Raw genomic sequence first — 21,525 nt, 5'->3', positions numbered from 1 at the left:
GCTGCTATTTATTATTTATTAAATTTTTATAATCTTTTCCAAATATAGCAAAATATATTGTTCCTAATAAACCAAATAAAAAAGCTACTAAAAAATTAACTACTGGAGAAATATTCCATAAAAAAGCACTCATAAATACAGCTATTGAAACAATAACATCTCTTATAAGATAATAAATTCCAAAAGTTCCAGCTTTCTCATCTTCAGGTGAAAAATCCATTATCATAGATTTTCTTGTAGGCTCTCCAAATTCTTTTAATCCCCTTATAATAAAAGCAAAAATAAGTATTTTAAAGCTTTTTGAAAAAATTAATACTAATGGAAATAATGTAAAAAATATAAATGTAGTTAATACAAATGGCTTTTTACTATTTTTATCTGCAAAATATGCAACTGGAATATATATTATTACAGAAGTTATCATTTCAATTGTAGTTAAAATACCAAAGTCTATAGTAGTTAATCCATTATTTTCAACTACCCATACAACAACAAATGCATAAGGAATTTGTTCTGCAAATCTTATTAAAATATCTGATATCAATAAGATTTTTAAATTACCTTTAATGTTTTTTAGCATATCTAAAAATTTAATTGATTCTTTATTTTTTTGCTTATCTTCAACAAAAAAATAAACTATTATTATTGATATAAAGGCAAAAATTAAAGCTATAATAAAAGCTATTCTCATACCTTTTATTGTTCCATAAATACTCATAAGGCTTCCACCAACTATAGGTCCTAAAGCCATTGGAATACGTCTTACAAGCGAATGGATAGACACTCCCATAGCACGTTTATTTTTAGGAACAACATTTGAAACAAGGCTCATTACAGCTGGTAAAGATATTGCTGTCCAAGATATAAATAAAAAAGCAGCCAAAATAACTATTTGCCATGTTGGAAATATAATAACTAAAGCATAACCTATCATAGCTATCAATGTAAAAACTATTAAAGAATTTTTATATCCTATTTTATTACTTAAATACCCACCTGGAAAAGAATAAAGGGCACTCAAAAGATTGTCCATACCATTTAAAAATGCTATTGAAACTGTAGATCCTCCAAGTGCCAATAAATAAATTGGTAGAAATCTTTCAGACATTTTTTCTCCCATTCCAACTAACATAACCATTATGAGCATAGAAAAAATGCTATTATTAATTGCAAAAAAATTTTTTAAATTTATTTTTTTATTATTCATAAAAATATATTATTTACTTTTTTTAGCCATTTCTAATTTTAATACAGCATATAATGCATCATATACTTTAAATTGTTTTTCAAGGTTTTCATAATCATCTGGAAACATCAAAGAAAATCCTCTTGCTATTGCTTCAAGTCCAGGTGCATATGGATTGCTTTCAATTTTTCCAGTATCAGCAGCATTTACTACTTCACCTAAGGCTCTAAGTGCAGGATCATTTAAATTATATTTATCTAATATTGAAATAAATGTACAATGACCGTCTTTATGACCTAATTCTACATCTTTAACATCAAATGGTATAGCATTTTCTTTCTTTGCTATATCCATAACTAAATCTCTTGCAACATAAAATATTTCTGCATTAACATCAACAAATCTTTTAATTAACCAAGGACAAGCAACTCTATCTACATGGACATGTGCTCTTGTAACCCACCTCATTTTTATTCCCCCTTTTTATTAAAAATTACATAGTTTCATATCATTTTTCTTTATTCTTTTGAACGTACATTTTTTGAGCTATTTCATCGAGTTCTTTTATTTCTGATAACTTCATTTCATAATTATAATTTTCTAATTTTCTTTGTTTTAATTTATCTAATATATCTTTTTCTTTTTTTGCTTCAAGATAATCTTCTCGAGCACTTTCTTCTTCTCTTAACTTTATTTGATAAAGTTTTATTAATTTAACTCTTTCTTTTTTTAAGTATTCTCTATATTCTATTAATTGTTTAAATCTCATTGGAGATACTGAATAGGTTAGTTCATTATTAAATGAACTAACAAAACCATCTATTTTTTTATCTATTTGTTCTATTTGTTCTTCAACTTCAATTCTTTCTTTAACCTTTTTTTTAAATTCATCTTTTGCCATTTCTTCAAATTTTTTTCTCAAATCCATTAATCTTTGAAGGTTAAAGATAAATTTCATTAAATCATCTCCATTATTTTATACCATATCTATCTAATTTATAATACAAATTTCTAACTGTAATACCTAATTTTTTTGCTGTTTCTGTTTTATTACCATGACAAACTTCAAGTGTTTCAATTATTATTTTTTTTTCATACTCTTCCAAAGCATCCTTTAATTTTTCATATGTTTTATCATTATTTTCTGTAATATCTGGAATATGAGAAGAGGTTACTATTTTATCTTCTGGATCCATATTCAATAATGATCTATCTATTATATTTTCTAACTCTCTTATATTTCCTCCCCAATTATAGTTCATAAGTTTTTTTATAGCATCTTCCGTAAAATCATAGATAATTCTTCCATATTTTTGATTTAAATAATGTAATTTTTGTTTTGCCATAAGAGGTATATCTTCTTTTCTTTCTCTTAAAGGAGGAATTTTTATTGTAACTACAGATATTTTATAATATAATTCTCTTGAAAATTTACCAAGAGTTACTAGTGTTCTTAAATTTTCAGTTGTTGAAAATATAAATTTAACATCAGGTTTTATATCAAAATATCTTGAATCAAATTCATTTTCTTTTAATAATTTTAATAATTTTTCTTGAGTTTCAAAAGATGCTAAATGAACATTTTCTAAGTATAAAGTTCCTTTATCTGCATTATATATATAACTATTTTCTCCAAATAACAAATCAATTTGTTTTTCTTTTGTTAAGAGAGAAAAATTTATTCTTAAAAAAGGATTATCTTTTCTTCTACTTGAATTATGAATTGCTTGAGCCATAACTTCTTTTCCAACACCATATTCTCCAACTAATAAAACATTTACTTTAGACTGAGCAGCTTTTTGAGCTTGTTTTATTGAATTTTGCATTATTAAAGATTTTGCTACAATATCTTCAAAAGAATACTTGGCTTTTTCTTTTTTTAACATCCTTTTTGTTGCTTCAAGCTCATTTCCAAGCCTTTTTAATTCAGATATATCATGTATTACAGCTACGCTTCCTCTAAATTCATTTTTAACGAAAATAGGAGTAACACTTGCAATAACATCTTTTTTCCCTTCAACAACTTTTAATTTAACATTAAATAAAGGTTTTTTTTCTTTAGCACATCTTATATGTAAGCTTTCTCCTTCTGCAATATCAATAGTGGCTGGTTTTCCTATAACTTCTCTTGGAGTTAAACCAGTTATCTTTGTATAAGCTCTGTTAACCATTATTACTCTTCCTTCTTGATCTGCAACAGAAATTGCATCTGAAGTATAATCAATTATGGAAGTTAACAATGCTTCTATTTCTTTTAAATTTGTAACTTCTTCTGCTAATTTTTGTATAGAAGTTACATCTCTAAATACAGCTACTGCAGCAATAACTTCATTTTCATCATTTTTTATAGGCGTCCTTGAAGTTATAATAACTTTATTACCCAAGTTTTGTAATCTATCTATTTCTCTTTCACCAGTTCTTAAAATATCATGAAGCCTAGTATTTGGAACTACATCAATTACATTTTTCCCCAATATTTTTTCTTTGTTATCTAATTCAAGAATATCTTTTGCTGATTTATTTATAAATATTATTTTTTCATATTCATCAATTGCAATGACACCTTCTTGAAGTTGATCAATAATATTTTTTATTAATTCTTCTGTTGTCATTTCCCACCTCAATCCCCTAATAATTTATGATGTTGTATCCATCCATTTTTTAATTCTAAATTTTTCATTAATTCAACAACTTCATCATACTCTTCTCTTTTTAAAAATCTTGATAACTCTTTTGTTTCTCTTGCTTTATAAACTGGTACATACTGATCCATTAAGCTTATATGTAAATCTTCTGATAAATCATACTTTATAAACTTCAAAGCTTCTTTTGCTTGCCTTATATTATTTGGTAATACTAATATTCTAAGTATTATTCCTCTTTTTAAGATATTGTTTTCAATAATAAAATCGTTACTTATTTGATTGTACATTTCAATTAAAGATTTTTTTGAATTAGTCCAATAATTATCTACTTTTGAATATTTTTTACCTATAATATTTGATGTATATCTTATATCCGCTAAATATATATCTACAACATCTTTTAAATATTTTAAAGTATCTTGCTTTTCATATGATGATGTATTCCAAACTATAGGTAATTTAAACCCTTCTTCTATAGCCATTATCAACGCATCAAATATAAATGGTAAATATGGCGTTGCTGTTATTAAATCAAGATTAGAGGCTTTTTTTTCGTTTTGTAATTCCAAAAATATTTCTTTTAATTTCTTAACAGATATATACTTTCCATTTCCTTCTTGACTAAATTTAAAATTTTGACAATAAATACATTTCATATTACATCCACTAAAAAAAACACCACCTGCTCCAGTACTTCCTGTTAATGGTGGTTCTTCACCTGGATATAAAACATATTCTGATATTTTAATCTTATCATTAGCTAAACAAAAACCAATATTATTTTTTCTATTTACTTTACAATTAATTGGACATAAATCGCATTCAGTTAATTTTTTATATAATTCATCTCTTCTTTTATGTAATTCACCATTTTTATATAATTTTATATACGATGGTTCAAAAGGCACAACATTCATCTCCATATTCTATATCATAGTTTCTTTTAATACATTCTTTTATTACAGAGTTTACAGGTTGTACTAATTTATCGACATAATCAATAGCTTTTAATTGTAAGTTTAATCTATAAGATCCTTTAGGCTGCATACAGCCCAAAGTTATGGTATGATTACTAAATTCTTTTTTTGTTGTTTTTATTATTTCTATTACTTTGTCAAGTTCTGGTGGATTATTATTTTCAAAAAAACTTCCTTTTGTTGGTATAAAAACAATAAAAATTATTTCATCTATATAATCTTTATAATTTTTTAATTTTTTTAAAGCATCATTTTCATGTGTAAGTTTTCCACCATTTAAACCTATAGTTATATGTGGTTTAACTTTCAAATTATTTTTTAATAATAATTCAAAGGTTTCCCACATTTCTTTAAACTTATTTATTTTATACACATCAATCATTGTTTGTTTGTTTCCTACTAAGTCATAAGAAATTGTATCAGCAATATTTTTGATTTTTTCTATTTCTTCTTCTTTTATAAATCCCGTATGAAAATTATACTTTATACCATACTTTTCTTTTATTTTTAAAAGTTGTTTTGAAAAATTATAGGCTGGTACTTTTATTTCTTCATTCATCCCACCACTCATTAGAAAAGAAGTATAACCATTTTTTATTAGATCTTCAATATCATTAATTTTTTTCATATCTTTTAAATAATGTTTATTACAATGATTACAATTTAAATAACAATATTCTCCAGTTACAGAAATTGATTTTGTTTTCTTTAAATTTATTAATTTAATTTTCTTCATTTTTTGTAAGCCTTTCACAAGCTTTTTTTGCTGCAAGTTGTTCTGCTATTTTTTTTGAATGGCCTTCACCAATTCCATAAACTTTTTCTTTTACTATGACTGCTATTTTATAGTATTTATAATGCGAAGGTCCTTCAGAATTCATAATTTTATATTCAGGTAATACTTTAAAAACTTCTTGTGTTATTTCTTGTAATCTTGTTTTATAATCTAAAAATAATTCGCCTTTTATTGCTTTTTTTATATACTTATTTAATATATTTAAAACATAATCTTTTGTAAAATCAAATCCAAGAGATAGATATATTGAAGCTATATGTGATTCCATTGCATCAGATAATATAGAATGTTTTTCTCTACCACCATGTTTATCTTCTCCTAACCCTAAAAATATATATTTATTTAAATTTATTTCTAATGCAGCTTCAGCTAAGATTAATTCACTTCCAACAGTAGCTCTTATCTTCGACATATCTCCCTCTGAAAGGCTATAATTATTATAAAGGAACTCGGAGATTATGAGTTCCAACACTGAATCTCCGAGAAATTCTAATCTTTCATTAGAATTAATTTTTCTTCCTTTATTTTCTTTTTCAAACACGTATGAAGTATGACATAGTGAAACAAATAATAGAGTTTTGTTTATTGAATCAGGCAAATTCATTTCTTTTATCATTTTATTTATTTTTTTTTCTTCCATTTTCGTCATTTTTATACTGTTATCCTTCACTTCATTAACTCCTTAATTTTTTTAATTAAAGACTCTACATCCATTCCAAAATATTTTAATAAATATTTAATAGATCCTGATGGTGCATATTCATTAACACCCATATTTATAATTTTTTTAACTTTTAATCCATTTTCTACTATTAATTTAGAAAGTTCATTAGCAATTCCACTATTTACATTATGATCTTCATAAGTTATTACAATATTATCTTCTATAAATTCTTTTATTTCTTCTACATTTATAGATAATGGTGTTGATAAGTTAACAACAGAAATATTTATACCTTCTTTTTTTAATTCATCTGCAGCATTTACAGCCATATTAGCAAAACTTCCATATGTAAATATAGTCAAACCTTTTCCTTTCCTAAATATATCTGCTTTACCATATTCAAATTCATAATTTTCATTAAAGAATATTTCACCATTTTCATTTAAAATAACTGGTATTTTAGATCTTCCCATTGCAGTAATAACATTTCCTTCATGAGAAGCGGCATATCTTATTGCCCTATCAGTTTGATTAGGATCAGCAGGAACTATTAATTGAGTGTTGTACATATTTCTAACTAAACCTATATAATTTATTGCATGATGAGTTTTTCCATCTTCACCCACATCAATACCACAATGAGTTATCGCTGTATTAAAATTTGTATGATTTATATCATTTAATCTTTGTTGATTGAAAACTTCATCTAGTCCAAAAACTCCAAAATCAGTAAAGAAAGTTAATACTCCACAAGTTGACATAGCTCCACCTATAGTAGCTGCATTATGTTCTTGAATTCCAATTTGTACATAACCTTCTGGATTTACTTTTTCAAATTTTGCAAGTTTAACAGATGGCTTCAAATCACAATCAATTGTGACAACAGGGAACTTATCTTTATTTAAAACTGCTAAATCAGCAACAGCATTTCCCCAAGCAGATCTATTATCAGTAGTAGTTTCTCTTGTATACATAATTGGTTTTCCAGTATTTACATCAAGTTTTACATTATTATAATTATGAGAATCTCTTTCAAGAGTAAGTTTATTTCTCATTTCAATGTATTTTTTTACATCGTTTTCTACATTTAATTCTTTTAATGCTTTTTCTAATTCAGTTTCATTTAATGGTGAACCATGATACTCGTGTCTGTTTTCCATAAATGAAACATCTTTACCTATTATTGTTTTTGCAATAATAGCTGTTGGTCCCAATTTATAATTTTCAGCACTTTCAAGTGCTGCATTTATTTGTTCAAAGTTATGACCATCTATTTCAATTATATTCCAGCCAGCAGATTTATATTCACTTGCTATATCAACATATAAAACATCTCTTGCTCTACCAGAAATTTGAATATCATTGTAATCAACTATAACCGTTAAATTATTTAAATTTTCTTTTTTTGCAGTTCTTCTTGCTTCTGCTATTTGACCTTTTGGACTTTCACCATCACTAGAAAGCACATAAACTCTTGAATTATTATTTAATTTTTTTGCTGCAAGTGCCATACCAACTCCAGCAGATAATCCTTGACCAAGATTACCAGTAGACCATTCTATACCAGGTATACCTCTTGTAACATGTCCTTCAAAAATACTTCCTGGATGTCTAAAACCAGCTAAAGCTTCTTCTATATTAAAAAATCCTAATCTTCCAAGTGCTGCATAAACACCAGGAGAAGTGTGGCCATGACTTATTATTGTTTTATCTCTATTAACATCAAATGGTTTTTCGGGATTCATATTTGCTCTATTAAATACGGATAAATAAATATCTATTGAAGACATTGATCCACCAGGATGACCTGATTTTGATACATATGTCATCTTCAAAATATCTCCTCTACAAATTTTTGATAATTTTTTTAACTCTGAAATACTTTTTTTCATATTACACCTCCATTAGTCTTTATCATTTTTATTGATTGATTTAAAATATTCAAAAGGTATTTTTAATAAAATTGGTTGATTATCTTTTATTAATTGTAAAGTAACTTCTTTCAAAAAAACATTAACAGTAACTACTCTTGCAGGTTTCCCTTCATATTCTATGGTTGTATTTTCATATGGAACATCTTTTAATATTTCTTCATAAAAGTCATTTTCATACTTCAAACAACATAATAATTTACCACATCTTCCAGATATTTTAGCTGTATTTATCATCATTTGTTGTGTTTTTGCAAGTTCCATTTTTATTGAATCAAACTCTCTTTTATATCTTGCACAACAAGCAATTTGTCCACACAAACCCAAAGAACCTTTAATTTTTACTTCATCTCTAATTCCTATTTGTCTTAATTCGATTCTTAACCTATACTCTTTGGCTAATTCCTTTACTAAATCTCTAAAATCAACTCTTGCATCAGCACCAAAATATATTACAAGCTTTGTTCTATTTAAGTTATACCTTGAATATAAAACTCTCATTTTTAATTTTAATTCTTTTGCTTTAATTTTTGTAAATTCAGTTACTTCTTTTGCATCATTTTCGTTATTTTTTAATACTTCCATATCTTCATCATTAACTTTTCTTATTATTGAATTAGGTTCATATCCAATATTTTCAAATGACATACTTTTAGGACCCAAAACTATTTTTCCAAAATCTTCTCCCATATCACTATTTATTATTACCATATCCCCAACATTTAAAGTTTCATCACCCATATATGAAAAATAATATATTTTTTCTAAATGTGAAAGCTCAACTCCATAAACCTCTGCAGTAAGATCTATCATATTTTCCTCCTATTTTTTATATATTTGTCTTAAACGTATAAAATGCGTGTAAATTTCCATATTAAAATTGTAATTAGACACTCTACTATTTATTATACCATTAAAATAAGTTAACGTATCTAAAGCACAAGAAACATCAAATTTATAGTTTTCAATACCTAAAAATTCTATTAAATTTAAATTCCACATATACTTCCATTTTGAAGTCATTTTTGAAACAAGTGTATCTCTTATTAAAATACTGGATAATTTTGATATATTCTTTAAAAAGGACAATTTTTCTACATCATTTTTTATTGAATTTATTTCATCTAATTTATCAATAAAATCTATTTCTTTTAAATTGAATAAATATTTTAAAATTTTAAAATATGCAAATGTTTTTATCATATTATTTTTTTCATTATTTTCAAAAGTAAGAGTTTTTAAATAAAATTCAAAATCTTTTTCATCTATAATATAATTTTCTATTATATCATTTACTTCTTCTTTTGTGTTAGATAAAATATAATTAGCTATTCCATAATCATATTTAATAAAAAGTTTAACATATCTAATATTATCTTTAAATTTATTTTTCAGTTGTTCATATAAATCACTTGAAATGCTTACATTAACCTTAAGCATTCTACTTTTAATTGTATTTATAACATTATTCCAATTATTTGTCGTTCCTATAACAATTGCATAATTAGGAGGTTCTTCAATTATTTTTAGCATAGCATTTGCAGATTCTAGCTTCATGCTATGTATATTATTTATAATAACTATTTTTTTATCTGAATAATTTGGTTTATAAGACAAAAATTCTTGTAATTCTCTTATTTGAGAAATTTTTATATTCCCATTTTTGGGTTTAATATCTAATAAATCAAGTTTATTAAAGTTTTTAACATTATTCAAAGATTCCATAACAAAAATTCTGTTAAGTTCATTAAAATCAGAAACAATACATAATGAGGTTCCTTTATAATTATTTAAATTTAATATTTTCATATAAAAACCTACCTATAGAGATCTAATAATAATCCATTTATTTCTTCTACCTTTGATGCATAAAAAAGAGTATCTTTTTCTTTATTCATAATTGCATCAGTTATACTTTGAATTTTTTGATCAACAACTTCTGCAATAATGTGTAATCTTGGGATATCATCATCAAGATTTAATCCTTCTCTTACCTTATATATACTTTTTTCTATTTTCTTTAAATACTCTTTTATTGATCTCTTATACTCTTTTAAATTTCTTTGTGTGGGAGATCGAACAAATCTATTTCCTAAATCTAAAATACTATCTACTAATTTTTTTAATTCTTTTTCTGATATTTCATATTCAGTATTTGTTAATATATCAAAAAAACCTGAATTTTCAGCAGTTTTATGAATGCTTTTGGTACCTTTTTTTTTGATTTTTTTTGATTTTTTACTATTATTTGGTTTGTTATTATCTCCCATAGGATTAATAAACAATTTAATCACCAAAACTTTCTTTTATTATTTTTAATATTTCTTCCTTAATATTTTCTTTATTTACCATATTTAATAACTTTCCTTTTTTATATAAAGCTAATTTATTTTTAGATCCTGCAATTGCTAAATCAGCATGAGAAGCTTCTCCAGGTCCATTAACAACGCATCCCATAACTGCTATTGTATAATCTTTTTTTACTTCAAAATCTTCAACAATAGACTTAATATAAAGTGCAGTTTCTTCAACATTGTACTCTGTCCTTGCACAAGTTGGGCAAGCTATAACTCTTATACCTTTTTTTAATCCCAATAAAGTTAATAACTTCTTTGCTGCAATTACTTCTTTTATTGGATCACCAGCCATAGAAATTCTTATAGTATCTCCAATATTATTTAAAAGCATAGATCCAATACCAGCAGAAGATAAAATTAAAGAATCTTCATAAACACCTGCCTCTGTTATACCAACATGTAATGGATAATCTACTTTTTCTTTTACATATTTATTTGCCAAATAAGTTTCCCTTGCATCAGAAGATTTCAAAGAAATAACTATATCATTGAACTCTTCATTTTCTAATAATTTAACTTCTTCAAGTGCACTCTCGGCAATTGCCTTCCATCTATCTAATTTAATGAAATTTTTATCTATTGACCCAGAATTTGCACCAACTCTTATAGGGATTTTATATTCTTTTGCAACCTTTACAACTTCTTTTACTTTTTCTTTAGATCCTATATTACCTGGATTCAATCTTATTTTTGAAATTCCTGCTTTTATTGATTCAATTGCAACTCTATAATCAAAATGAATATCAGCTATTAAGGGTATATTAGTATTTTTTAAAATTTCTTTTAAGGGATTAATATCTTCTAATGTTCTAACTGATACTCTTACTAATTCTGCTCCAGCATTACTTAAATTAATTATTTGTTTTACTGTTTTTTCTACATCAGCCGTATTAGTATTTGTCATACTTTGAATACTTATTGGATGATTTCCTCCAATATAAACATTACCAACTTTAACTTCTTTTCTTGAATACATATTTATTCTCTCCTTAAAAAAATCTAAAGATATCTTGGAATATTATATAAATTCCAAAAGCAAATAAAATAAAAAATCCTACCGTATGAATTATTGCTTCAATCTTTGGATTTATTTTTTTTCTTGTAATCATTTCAATCAATGAAAAAACTATTCTTCCACCATCTAAAGCAGGTAAAGGCAATAAATTTATAATTCCTAAATTTAATGTAATTAAGGCAATTAAGCTTAAGAGTTGTTGTATTCCTTCTTTTCTGGCTTCATCAACCATAACTCCAACTCCAACTATACTAGTTAATTGCTTTACATTTTCTTTTCCACTAAAAAGTCTAACAACAAAATCAATCATAGTATTCAATAATGTATTTGTCCATTGTATAGAGGCAGAAATAGATTCACTAGGTTTCAATTTATATATATTTTTTTGAATAACTATTGCTCCTTGTTTAGTTAAACTTTCCAATTTGTTTTTATCAATACTAAAAGTAAATTCTTTATTATTTCTAATAACTTTAATATTTATAAAATCTTTATGCATTAAAACTTTTGTTATTTTGTTTTTTTCAAAAGAAATTTCAATATCATTTTTTTCTAAATTTAATTCTGCCATAGAATCATATAACCTTGATAATAAAGTGCTATTCATATCATAAGGTAAATTTATTGGTTTATCATCTATGCTTATAATCTTATCCCCTTTTAAAAATGGAGTTGTATCTTTTGAAATAATATTACTAGCATAAGCATACGCAATACCTATCATATATCTTCTCGGAGAAATTGTACTATTTTCCAAGAAACCTTTTAATATACCATCTTCTGTTTTTAATTCAATAGGATCTCCAATTTCCATTCTTTTTAGAACCTTTGAATATTCTAAACTACCATTTAATCCCTTTAATTCATTACCAATATTCCCTTTAAATTTATTTAATATAATAGAATTTTGTTCTTGTGAAAGTTTTGGGGTTACATTTACTTTTTTAAGTAATCCATTTTTTTTCAAAAGTTCAACAGAAACACTTTTTCCTGATTTTAAAGAAAGATTTAAAACCATAGGATCAAAAGCATATTTACCATTTACTTTTAATATTTTATCTCCACTTTCTATTCCAGCAGAATAAGCCGGCATATCTTTTGAAACAGCTTGAATTTTAGTAATATTAAAACCATAAAAACTACCTATATATGCATACAAAAAATACCCCAACAATATTGAAAAGGCTGGACCAGCAAGAGCAATTAAAAATTTTTGCCATGGTTTTTTATTTATTAAAAGTTCTGGATCGTCTGAAACTTTATCCTCACTTAATTCATCTTCACCCGCAAGCCTAACATATCCTCCTAGTGGAAATACATTAAATCTAAATGTAGTTTTCTTACCTTTTATTTTAAAAAACGCTGGTCCAAAACCAACGGCAAATTCTTCAACCTTAACTCCAAATAATCTTGAAAACAAAAAGTGACCAAATTCATGTACAACAACTATAAAAGTTAATATGAGAAAAAATATAATTAATGACACTAATAATTACCTCCTAATTCTTTGGCTATATTTCTTGATAATTCATCGATCTTAAAAACATCTTCAAAAGAGGATATTTTTATATTTTCTTTTTCAATTTTACTTAAGGTTTCACTTATTCCTTTATTAATTTCTAAAAAAGATATTTTTTCATTCAAAAATAACTCTACAAAAACTTCATCTGCTGCATTATAAGCAATATGAAGTTTTTGATTTCCTAATATTTCATAAGCTGTTTTAATTAAAGTATATCTCTGAAAATCTATCTTTTCAAACTCTATTTTTTCATCGAATAAATTTGGAATATCAAATTTATAAATTCTTTCTGGATAAGTTAAAGAATAAGCAATTGGTATTTTCATTGTTGGAGTACCAAAATGCATTTTTATTACACCATCTTTGAATTTAACCATAGAATGTATATGACTGTTTCTGTTTATAAAAGCTTCTATATTTTTTGTTTTAAATAAATAATAAGCTTCTATTATTTCTAAACCTTTATTTAGCATTGTAGCGGAATCAACGGTTATTCTTTTACCCATATTCCAATTTGGATGTTTTAAAACTTCACTAGGTTTTACTGCTTTTAATTTTTCAACAGGATAATCTCTAAGTGCACCTCCAGAAGCCGTCAATATTATTTTTTCTACTTCTTTTTCGCCTAATAACAATTGATAAATGGCGCTATGCTCACTATCTACTGGAATTATTTCTGTATTAAATTTTTTTGCTAAATCTAAAACAAGATTTCCTCCACAAACTATACTTTCTTTATTTGCAAGACCTATTCTTTTAGAAGATTTTATTGCTTGAATTGTATGCTTTATTCCAGAAGCTCCTGAAGTAGCAACAATTGTTATATCTGGAGAAGATAATTCTATTGCTCTTTCTACAGATCTTTTTCCTACTAATACCTTACAACCATTATATTCTTTTGGAAATTCACCATCTTTTACTACAGCCACATATTTCAAATGAAATTCATCAATAATTTTTTTTAACTTTTCCCAATTTGAATATATAGAACCACCAACTATTTCAAAATTTTTCAATGTTCTCACAACGTCTAACGTTTGTATACCAATAGAACCTGTTATTCCTGTAATAAATATTTTTTTCATTTTTCACCTCATAAAATTCATTTCTATATATATATTATACAATATAAAAACCTATTTGTTGTTTTTTTTTAATAACAGTTAGCATTAATTGATATTAATTAATGCTATGTTCTCATTTTTTATAAAATGTGTTATAATTTTATTATGAAAACCAAATATATTATTTTCTTTTTATTAATCTTTTTGTTTGTAATTTTTAACATTACAAGATTTGAGTGGTTAGAAATATTTGAATTAAAATCACTTGATATAAGATACAAAATCAGAGGGGAAAAAACTATTCCTTCAAATATTGTAATTGCTGCTATTGATGAAAAATCAATAAATCATATGGAATTTGGAAAGTATAAAGATGGTTGGCCTTGGCAAAGACGTTTTTTTGGAAAAGCGGTTCAAAATATTTTTTTAGATGGGGCAAAAGTAATAGGTTTTGATATTTCGTTCACAAGTAATGATGAAAGCAATAAAAAAAATGATTTATATTTTGCTTCAATTTTAAGAAAATATCCAAATGTTGTTATAGGAAGTTACAATTTAAGTAAAAATTCATATGAAAAAGCTTTTGATGACTTTAAAAAATATTTAAATACAAATCTTTATTATTTAAATTATTCTTTAGGTATTAAAAATCCTACATACAGAAATAACTTACTTCCAAAAACAAATTATAAGTTTGTTCCATCAATACCAGAATATTCACAAATAGTTCCTACGTGTGTTTTTACTGTTGGAAATCCTGACAGTGATGGTATATTTAGAAACATACCTTTATTTTTCAAAGAACAATGGGCTGAAGAAAATAATTATGGTGATGTTTTTTTACCAAATATGGATTTAATGATATTTAATAAATACATTAAAAACAAAAAAATAAATATAAATTTAAAAACATTAACAATAGAAATGGGAAAAGAAACTATTCCTGTTGATGAAAATGGAATATTTCAAATTTACTTTTATGGTATAGGAAATAAAATTTTTAAAAAAATTTCATTTATAGACATACTAAACAATAATTTTCCAAAAGAAACCTTTAAAAATAAAATCGTGCTTTTTGGTTATACTACATCATCTGTTGGACTATATGATTTAAGGCCAACACCATTTAATAATAATGAAGCTGGAGTATTTATTCATGCAAATACAATACAAAACTTAATAAACCATGATTATTTAAAAAGATTAAACCCACTGTGGAGAATTTTTATATTAATATTTACACTAATTTTATCATTAATAATGCTTTCATTTAAAAAATCAATAAATAAAATTTTTGCTTTTTTAGTTCCAATTGTATTCATAATAATATCTTATTATTCCTTTATAAATAAAATTTGGATAGATACATTTTATATATTTTTTGCAAATATAGTTTTAATAACAATAGAATCTATTTTATCTTTTATATCAGAATATAAAGAAAGAAGAAAACTAAAAGGCTTTTTATCAAAATATGTTCCAGATACAGTTGTAAATAATTTAATAAAAAATAAATCTTTGAATCTTGGTGGAGAAGTTACTGATGTAGTAGTATTATTTTCAGACATTCAAGGGTTTACTGAAAAATCAGAAAAATTAAATGCAGATGAAGTTTTGGCATTTTTAAATAAATATTTAACCGCATTATCAGAAGTAATAAGAAATGATTATAATGGAACAATAGATAAATTTATAGGAGATGCTATTATGAGTATCTTTGGTGCTCCTGTAAAATATGGTGATGAAATAGAAAGAGCATTAAATTGTGCAATAGATATGAAAAAAAGATTAAAGAAATTAAATGAAGAATTAGACCTACCATTTGAACTAAAAAATGGAATTGGAATTCACTATGGAAATGCAATTATAGGTAATCTTGGTGCACCATTTAGAATGGATTATACAGCAATAGGAGACACAGTAAATACTGCATCAAGAGTTGAAAGTTTAACAAGAAAAACAAAAGATGAAATTTTAGTTACAGAAAGCATTTTTAAAAATGCAAAAGGTTTTGAATTTGAGTACAGAGGAGAGTTTAGTGTAAAAGGAAAATCAAAACCATTAAAAATATATGCTTTAAAGGGGCGATTATAAATGATATCAGAAATAATTGACTTTATTAAAACAATGAATGAAAATAATTTTTGTATTGAATATAAAATAAATAAATTTAATAACTCCAATAAAATAAATTGTAAAAAAGAGGAAATGATTGGATATTTTGAATATGAAAATAATAACTTTATATCTTTTTATAAGATACCAAAAGATTATTCACAACATATATTAGTTTTAGATGAATTAATAAAAAAGCATTTAAATGAAGCTTTAATTTCAAATGAAGATTTAAACAAGTTATCAGAAATAACAAATTCTATTTCCCCAAAGGTAAATATTGAAGAAACTGTACAATTAATTATGAAAAAACTTTGTAAAATTTTAGACTTTAATGGTGCATTTTTTTTGTTGAAATCAAAAGAAAATTATTTATCTTTAAAGCATTTTATAGGAATAAAACCAACAAATAAAAATGTAAAAATTTCTATAGATAATAGTGTTTCTGGATTAGCCTTAAAAAAGAAAACAATAATTTCATTAAATAATCCAAAAAAACACCCTCTTTTTGCACATGGTGTTTTAAAAAATAAAATAAATAATATAATTTACTTTCCAATCTTTGAAGAAAATGGAGATATGTATGGTGTAATTTCAATAATTAATAAAAAAAGCGAAAATATTTCTATAAAAGATATGTTTTTATCAATAATGTTGAATGAAATCATAGCTTCAATAATGGAAGTAAGTTTAAGAGAAAACAAATTAAAATTCATGCTTCTTGGAACTCTAAAAGCTTTATTAAAAGCACAAAATTCTCGTATAAAAAAATCTCCAGAAGAACATCTTAGAATAAAAGAATATGTTCTTAAAATGGCAGATAAACTCAATTTAAATTCATCTGACAAATGGATTTTAGAACTTTCTTCATATATATACGATATAGGAATGATCGGATTACCAAATGCACTTTTTACAAATTCAAACAAATTATCCACTGAAGAGTATGAAACCGTAAAAAAACATGTTGAATTTGGATATCAACTTGCTGAAAAAATGCAATCTTTACCAAATAAATTAAAAAAAATAATACTTTATCATCATGAAAGATGGAATGGTTCAGGTTATCCAAATGGATTAAAAGAAGATAAAATACCACTTTTAGCTCAAATAATTGGAATTTGTGATACTTATGTAGCAATGACAGAAAACAGAGCTTATAGAAAAAAATATTCTAAACAAGATGCCTTAAAAAAATTAAAAGAAAATTCTGGTATACTTTTTAACCCAATTTTAGTTGATACACTAAGTGAGGTGATTTCATGAATTATTTTTTTTACTTTTTATTGTCACATTTTATTGGAGATTATTTTTTGCAAACAAATTTTATAGCTCGATATAAAAATTCAAAAATATCAGTATTATTACTTCATGTATCTTTAATTTATCTTTCAATGTTAATAATTATTTTTCCAAAAAATATAACAAACCACATATTAATTTTATCTCTAACAGGTATACATCTTTTGATTGATACTTTTAAATTTAAGTATAAAAACAAAAAATTTTTTAAAGGATCACATTATTATCTTTTCGATCAAATACTTCATTTAACATCATTAATGATAATTTCATATTTTTTTAAACCCCAAAGCTTCTTTTTTCCTCAAAAATATGCTTTAATAATTTCTTTAGGATTATTCAATGCTTATTTTATAGGCATATTATCAAGTTTTATATTCAATGATATTACTAAATATACTAAAGATAAACTTGGATACATATTAAGATTTTCAATTCCTTTTATGTTAAATCCATTTTTAATACTTTCAAGTGTTCCTGTATATTCTTATATTTACTATAAACATTATAAAAAAAGTACTAACAAAAGTTTAGAAGAAGTACTTTTTTCTCTTTATTGGAGTTACTTAATAACACTTTTAATAATAATAACTTCGGAGGTGAAACTATGAAAAAGTTTCTAGGTTTTATATTTTTACTGTCATTGTCCATTTTTAGTTTTTCTTACATGAATATCTCACTAGATTCAACAACAATTCAAATTGGAAGTAGTGCAAGTATAACAATTAATACTGATGCACAAACCATATTTGCTGATGTTGATTTTGGCGGTTTTAATAATCCAGATATTATATTTGATGGTGAACCTGTAAAAGATGGAAAAGCTAATTTAATTTATCTTGCTCCATTTACTCCAACTGAGGCAACAATAACTTTTACAACAGATACTGGAGAATCCACATCACAAAAAATAAATATTACTAATAATGTTTTGAAAGGGAACAAAATATCTTTAAAAGTTGTAAAACTATCTGGCCCAAATCTTTATAAGGAAAAAGGAAATGATGTATGGAATCCATTAAATCCAAATATTGAATTAACAGAAGGTGATGAAGTTTTAGTAGCTGAAAAAGGTTATTTAAAACTTTCGGGTCCAAATGAGATAAATATAGATATTTCCGAAAACACACAAATGCTATTTAGTGTTTTAAGAGAAGTAGATAAAAAAATTGATTTTAGATATAAGTTGAAGAAAGGTGTAACATACAACTCAATAAACAAAAAATTACTACCTGGTTCAAAGTTTATAATAACAGATAATCAAGATGTAGCCGCAGGTGTTAGAGGTACAAGATTTTCATTTGAAAGTGGTGAAAAATGTGTAGTAAGAGTTTATGATGGTGTTGTTCAAGTAGCAGCTCAAAATAAATCATGGAATATAAATCCAAATAACATGTTTATTGCTGATCCAATTACAGGAAAAAATTCATTTGATAAAGTAGATATTCCTGAAGAAAAATTTATTAAACAAATTGAAAAAAAACCTGAACAAACTACACCACCTAAAGAAAATAAAGAACAACCTAAAGAAAACAAAGAAACAACACCTCAAACTGAAACAAAAGTAAATAATGTTCAATTTGGTACAATACAAAAAGATGGAATTAATTATTTTGTATATTCATTCTCACCTGAATTTACTTTTGGCGGTTTAAGTCTGGGTATCGGTTTTTCTGCATATCAAAAAGAACTTGGGGGAACTCTTTATTTTGGTGCACCTTCAGAAATTTTAAGTGACAATATTTTAAGTGCAATAACCTTAACTAGGCTTGGAATGGATTTTGGAACGATTTATTTTAACTATGGAAAATCTTCATTATACACTATGGCTATGGGAATGTTAGTAAATAGATACTATATTCCTTATTCAAATATTTTTGATGTTGGTTTTAGAATGGGAGGAATAGAAACATTTATACATATTCCTTATGAAATTAAAAAATTATATCCATTTGATGTTTCTCAATCATCGTCTATGTATATAGCAAATCTTAAATCAGATATTTCTGGAAATAAATTAGATTTAAATTATATTTATGAACAAAATGATACAAGTGCTCATTTTAATCATGCTGTTGCATTAGCTTTTTACAGAAATATATTTAACTTTAAAACTGGTATTGAAGTCGATGGATTAATGACTGATAAAGGATTAGGATATGGTGGATTAGCAGGGATATTCTTTGATTTGCCTCCATTTTTACAACTTACAGCTGGTTTAAGTTATTCAGGAGATAACTTTACACCTCAATTTATTGATTCTAATTATGAATATTTAAAAAATAATAACAAGTTAACAGTTCCAAATAATCCATATGGTCTTGGTATAATAGGAAATGCCAATATGATTTTCGGAGATTTAATGAAATCTGAAATTTCATACAAAAAATTTTTCAATGAATCATATGATGTTTTGAGTGGTTCATTAGCAATAAATATACAAAATGCAATGGAATCATTACCTAACTTAACTATTTCTGGAGAATATATGAATAAAAATGTAACTTCATTATTGGATAGCGATACTTATTTAAAAATTGCAGCATTTTATCCTATTATGGGTACAAATGGAGTTAACTTGATATATAGCTACGATGCAGAACAAGGAAAAATAGTATATTCTGTATTATTTGAAAATAGTCCATTTTAAGGTGGTGAAATAATGACCATTTTTGAAAAAATAAGAATTATATATCCTAAAATAATTGGTATAAAAATAAACAATAAAATAATAGGTATTCAATCCAAAAATTTTGAAAAATTAACTATCAATAATAAAAATTTAATTTTATTTATTGAAAATAATACTTCTTTGAGTGACTTTGAAAAAAAGTCACTCAAAGTAATGTTAAAAAATAGTGATTTAAACGATATCCGTAATATAAAAATTGATATTTCAAAATTTTTTAATATAATAAAAATTTTAAATAAACAGTATAAACTTGAAAACTTATTAAAAAAAATTGAAGAAAGTTTATGTAACTTACTTGGAAGTGAAGGTTCTTCTATACTTTTATACAACAAAGAAAAAAAAGTATTGAACTTTTTTATAACTTCTGGTGGTGCAAGTGGAAAAATAGAAACAATAGATGTTCCAATTGATAATTCTGTTGCAGGATACATTTTTAAAAATGAAAAAACTTTTGTAGCAAATAATACTGAAGAATTACCCTTCCATTTTAAAAAAACAGATAAAAAAAGTGGTTTTACTACTAAAAATATAATTGGAACACCAATAATATTTCACGATGAAATTATAGGTGTTTTAGAATCAGTAAATAAAGAAAATGGATTTACAGAAGAAGATAAAAATATAATTGAAGTATTTTCAAAAATAATATCAAATAAACTTCTAAATTCAAGATTATATAAAGAAATTTCAGATACAACAAAATCAATAATATTGTCTTTTGCAACTGCTATTGACCTTAGGGATAATTATACTCATCTTCATTCACAAAATGTAACTGGGTATGGTGTTGCAATAGCAAAAGAAATGGGACATTCTGATGATTTTATTGAATCGATAGAAATTGCTGGTCTTGTACATGATATAGGCAAAATTGGTATACCTGATGAAATTTTAAATAAAAAAGGAAAATTAACTTCTCAAGAATTTGAAATAATAAAATCACATACTATTATGGGTGCAGATATATTGTCAGAAGTTGAATTTATAAATGATAAAATTCTTTGTGGACCGCTTGAACATCATGAAAAATTAGATGGTTCCGGATATCCTTATGGAAAAAAAGAAGAAGAATTATCTGAAATAGGGAAGATATTAGCTATAGCTGATATTTATGATGCTTTAACAACTAAACGTTCTTACAAAGAACCTTGGCCTGTTGAAAAAGCAATTAATTTATTAAGAGAAAATCAAGAAACAAAATACTACAAAAAAGCTATTGATGCTTTAGAAAGATATTTACAAAAAAAGAGTGCTTAAGC

The 21,525-nt window shown here is 25.0% G+C and carries 19 protein-coding genes; 5 read left to right on the top strand and 14 right to left on the bottom strand.

All coding sequences use genetic code 11. The annotated features are described in order from the left end of the window. Positions 1 to 4 precede the first annotated feature (4 nt). The 14 genes from IGS63_RS07835 to dxr are packed head-to-tail and all read right to left on the bottom strand — an operon-like array spanning position 5 to position 14,178. Positions 5 to 1,207, bottom strand: a complete 1,203-nt coding sequence (locus IGS63_RS07835) for an MFS transporter (protein ID WP_190613910.1) — start codon at positions 1,205 to 1,207, stop codon at positions 5 to 7. 9 nt (positions 1,208 to 1,216) lie between these two features. Beyond that, positions 1,217 to 1,654, bottom strand: a complete 438-nt coding sequence (locus tag IGS63_RS07830) for a chromate resistance protein ChrB domain-containing protein (protein ID WP_190613909.1) — start codon at positions 1,652 to 1,654, stop codon at positions 1,217 to 1,219. Between the two features lie 40 nt (positions 1,655 to 1,694). Further along, positions 1,695 to 2,144, bottom strand: coding sequence for a flagellar export protein FliJ (gene fliJ, locus IGS63_RS07825; RefSeq protein WP_190613908.1), 450 nt, complete (start codon positions 2,142 to 2,144; stop codon positions 1,695 to 1,697). 13 nt (positions 2,145 to 2,157) lie between these two features. Beyond that, the gene (locus IGS63_RS07820) at positions 2,158 to 3,798 is read right to left on the bottom strand and encodes a sigma 54-interacting transcriptional regulator (RefSeq protein ID WP_190613906.1); all 1,641 of its coding nucleotides are present in this window, start codon (positions 3,796 to 3,798) and stop codon (positions 2,158 to 2,160) included. A gap of 8 nt (positions 3,799 to 3,806) precedes the next feature. Then, positions 3,807 to 4,739, bottom strand: coding sequence for a radical SAM protein (locus tag IGS63_RS07815; RefSeq protein ID WP_190613904.1), 933 nt, complete (start codon positions 4,737 to 4,739; stop codon positions 3,807 to 3,809). Further along, positions 4,729 to 5,544, bottom strand: coding sequence for a LipS1 family lipoyl synthase (locus IGS63_RS07810; RefSeq protein ID WP_190613902.1), 816 nt, complete (start codon positions 5,542 to 5,544; stop codon positions 4,729 to 4,731). Before IGS63_RS07810 ends, IGS63_RS07815 begins: the two co-directional genes overlap by 11 nt. After that, complete coding sequence (rnc, locus tag IGS63_RS07805; RefSeq protein ID WP_232521175.1) at positions 5,531 to 6,274, bottom strand: ribonuclease III; 744 nt, start codon at positions 6,272 to 6,274, stop codon at positions 5,531 to 5,533. Before rnc ends, IGS63_RS07810 begins: the two co-directional genes overlap by 14 nt. After that, entirely contained in the window at positions 6,271 to 8,160 is a 1,890-nt protein-coding gene (locus IGS63_RS07800; protein ID WP_190613901.1) for a transketolase, read from the bottom strand. Before IGS63_RS07800 ends, rnc begins: the two co-directional genes overlap by 4 nt. A 12-nt stretch (positions 8,161 to 8,172) precedes the next feature. After that, positions 8,173 to 9,012 (bottom strand): PSP1 domain-containing protein, encoded by an 840-nt coding sequence (locus tag IGS63_RS07795; RefSeq protein ID WP_190613899.1) that lies wholly within the window; start codon positions 9,010 to 9,012, stop codon positions 8,173 to 8,175. 9 nt (positions 9,013 to 9,021) lie between these two features. After that, on the bottom strand, positions 9,022 to 10,008 hold the full coding sequence (locus IGS63_RS07790; protein ID WP_190613898.1) for a hypothetical protein: 987 nt from the start codon (positions 10,006 to 10,008) through the stop codon (positions 9,022 to 9,024). Positions 10,009 to 10,016: 8 nt separating this feature from the next. Beyond that, the gene (locus IGS63_RS07785; RefSeq protein WP_190613896.1) at positions 10,017 to 10,493 is read right to left on the bottom strand and encodes a YaaR family protein; all 477 of its coding nucleotides are present in this window, start codon (positions 10,491 to 10,493) and stop codon (positions 10,017 to 10,019) included. Continuing rightward, positions 10,486 to 11,532 (bottom strand): flavodoxin-dependent (E)-4-hydroxy-3-methylbut-2-enyl-diphosphate synthase, encoded by a 1,047-nt coding sequence (gene ispG / locus IGS63_RS07780; RefSeq protein WP_190613894.1) that lies wholly within the window; start codon positions 11,530 to 11,532, stop codon positions 10,486 to 10,488. Before ispG ends, IGS63_RS07785 begins: the two co-directional genes overlap by 8 nt. 13 nt (positions 11,533 to 11,545) lie before the next feature. Next, positions 11,546 to 13,057 (bottom strand): site-2 protease family protein, encoded by a 1,512-nt coding sequence (locus tag IGS63_RS07775; RefSeq protein WP_190613892.1) that lies wholly within the window; start codon positions 13,055 to 13,057, stop codon positions 11,546 to 11,548. Next, entirely contained in the window at positions 13,057 to 14,178 is a 1,122-nt protein-coding gene (gene dxr / locus IGS63_RS07770; RefSeq protein WP_190613890.1) for a 1-deoxy-D-xylulose-5-phosphate reductoisomerase, read from the bottom strand. The genes IGS63_RS07775 and dxr overlap by 1 nt, the downstream gene beginning before the upstream one ends. Positions 14,179 to 14,322: 144 nt before the next feature. Between dxr and IGS63_RS07765 the strand changes: the two genes are divergently transcribed. From IGS63_RS07765 to IGS63_RS07745, 5 genes are read left to right on the top strand one after another with little or no spacing between them, the layout of a single operon-like run. After that, a complete protein-coding gene (locus tag IGS63_RS07765; RefSeq protein ID WP_190613888.1) occupies positions 14,323 to 16,251 on the top strand; it encodes a CHASE2 domain-containing protein in 1,929 nt (642 codons plus the stop codon). Further along, positions 16,252 to 17,538: an HD domain-containing phosphohydrolase gene (locus IGS63_RS07760; RefSeq protein ID WP_190613887.1), complete on the top strand. Its 1,287-nt coding sequence runs from the start codon at positions 16,252 to 16,254 to the stop codon at positions 17,536 to 17,538. Further along, the gene (locus IGS63_RS07755; RefSeq protein WP_190613885.1) at positions 17,535 to 18,185 is read left to right on the top strand and encodes a DUF3307 domain-containing protein; all 651 of its coding nucleotides are present in this window, start codon (positions 17,535 to 17,537) and stop codon (positions 18,183 to 18,185) included. Before IGS63_RS07760 ends, IGS63_RS07755 begins: the two co-directional genes overlap by 4 nt. Next, positions 18,182 to 20,224 carry a FecR domain-containing protein gene (locus tag IGS63_RS07750; RefSeq protein ID WP_190613883.1) on the top strand — a complete coding sequence of 681 codons (2,043 nt, stop codon included), beginning with the start codon at positions 18,182 to 18,184 and terminating at the stop codon, positions 20,222 to 20,224. Before IGS63_RS07755 ends, IGS63_RS07750 begins: the two co-directional genes overlap by 4 nt. 12 nt (positions 20,225 to 20,236) lie before the next feature. Further along, positions 20,237 to 21,523: a GAF and HD-GYP domain-containing protein gene (locus IGS63_RS07745; protein ID WP_190613882.1), complete on the top strand. Its 1,287-nt coding sequence runs from the start codon at positions 20,237 to 20,239 to the stop codon at positions 21,521 to 21,523. Positions 21,524 to 21,525: the final 2 nt, after the last annotated feature.

The sequence above is a fragment of the Tepiditoga spiralis genome, from assembly GCF_014701195.1.
Classification (GTDB): domain Bacteria; phylum Thermotogota; class Thermotogae; order Petrotogales; family Petrotogaceae; genus Tepiditoga; species Tepiditoga spiralis.
This window is presented reverse-complemented; position numbering and strand designations above follow the sequence as displayed.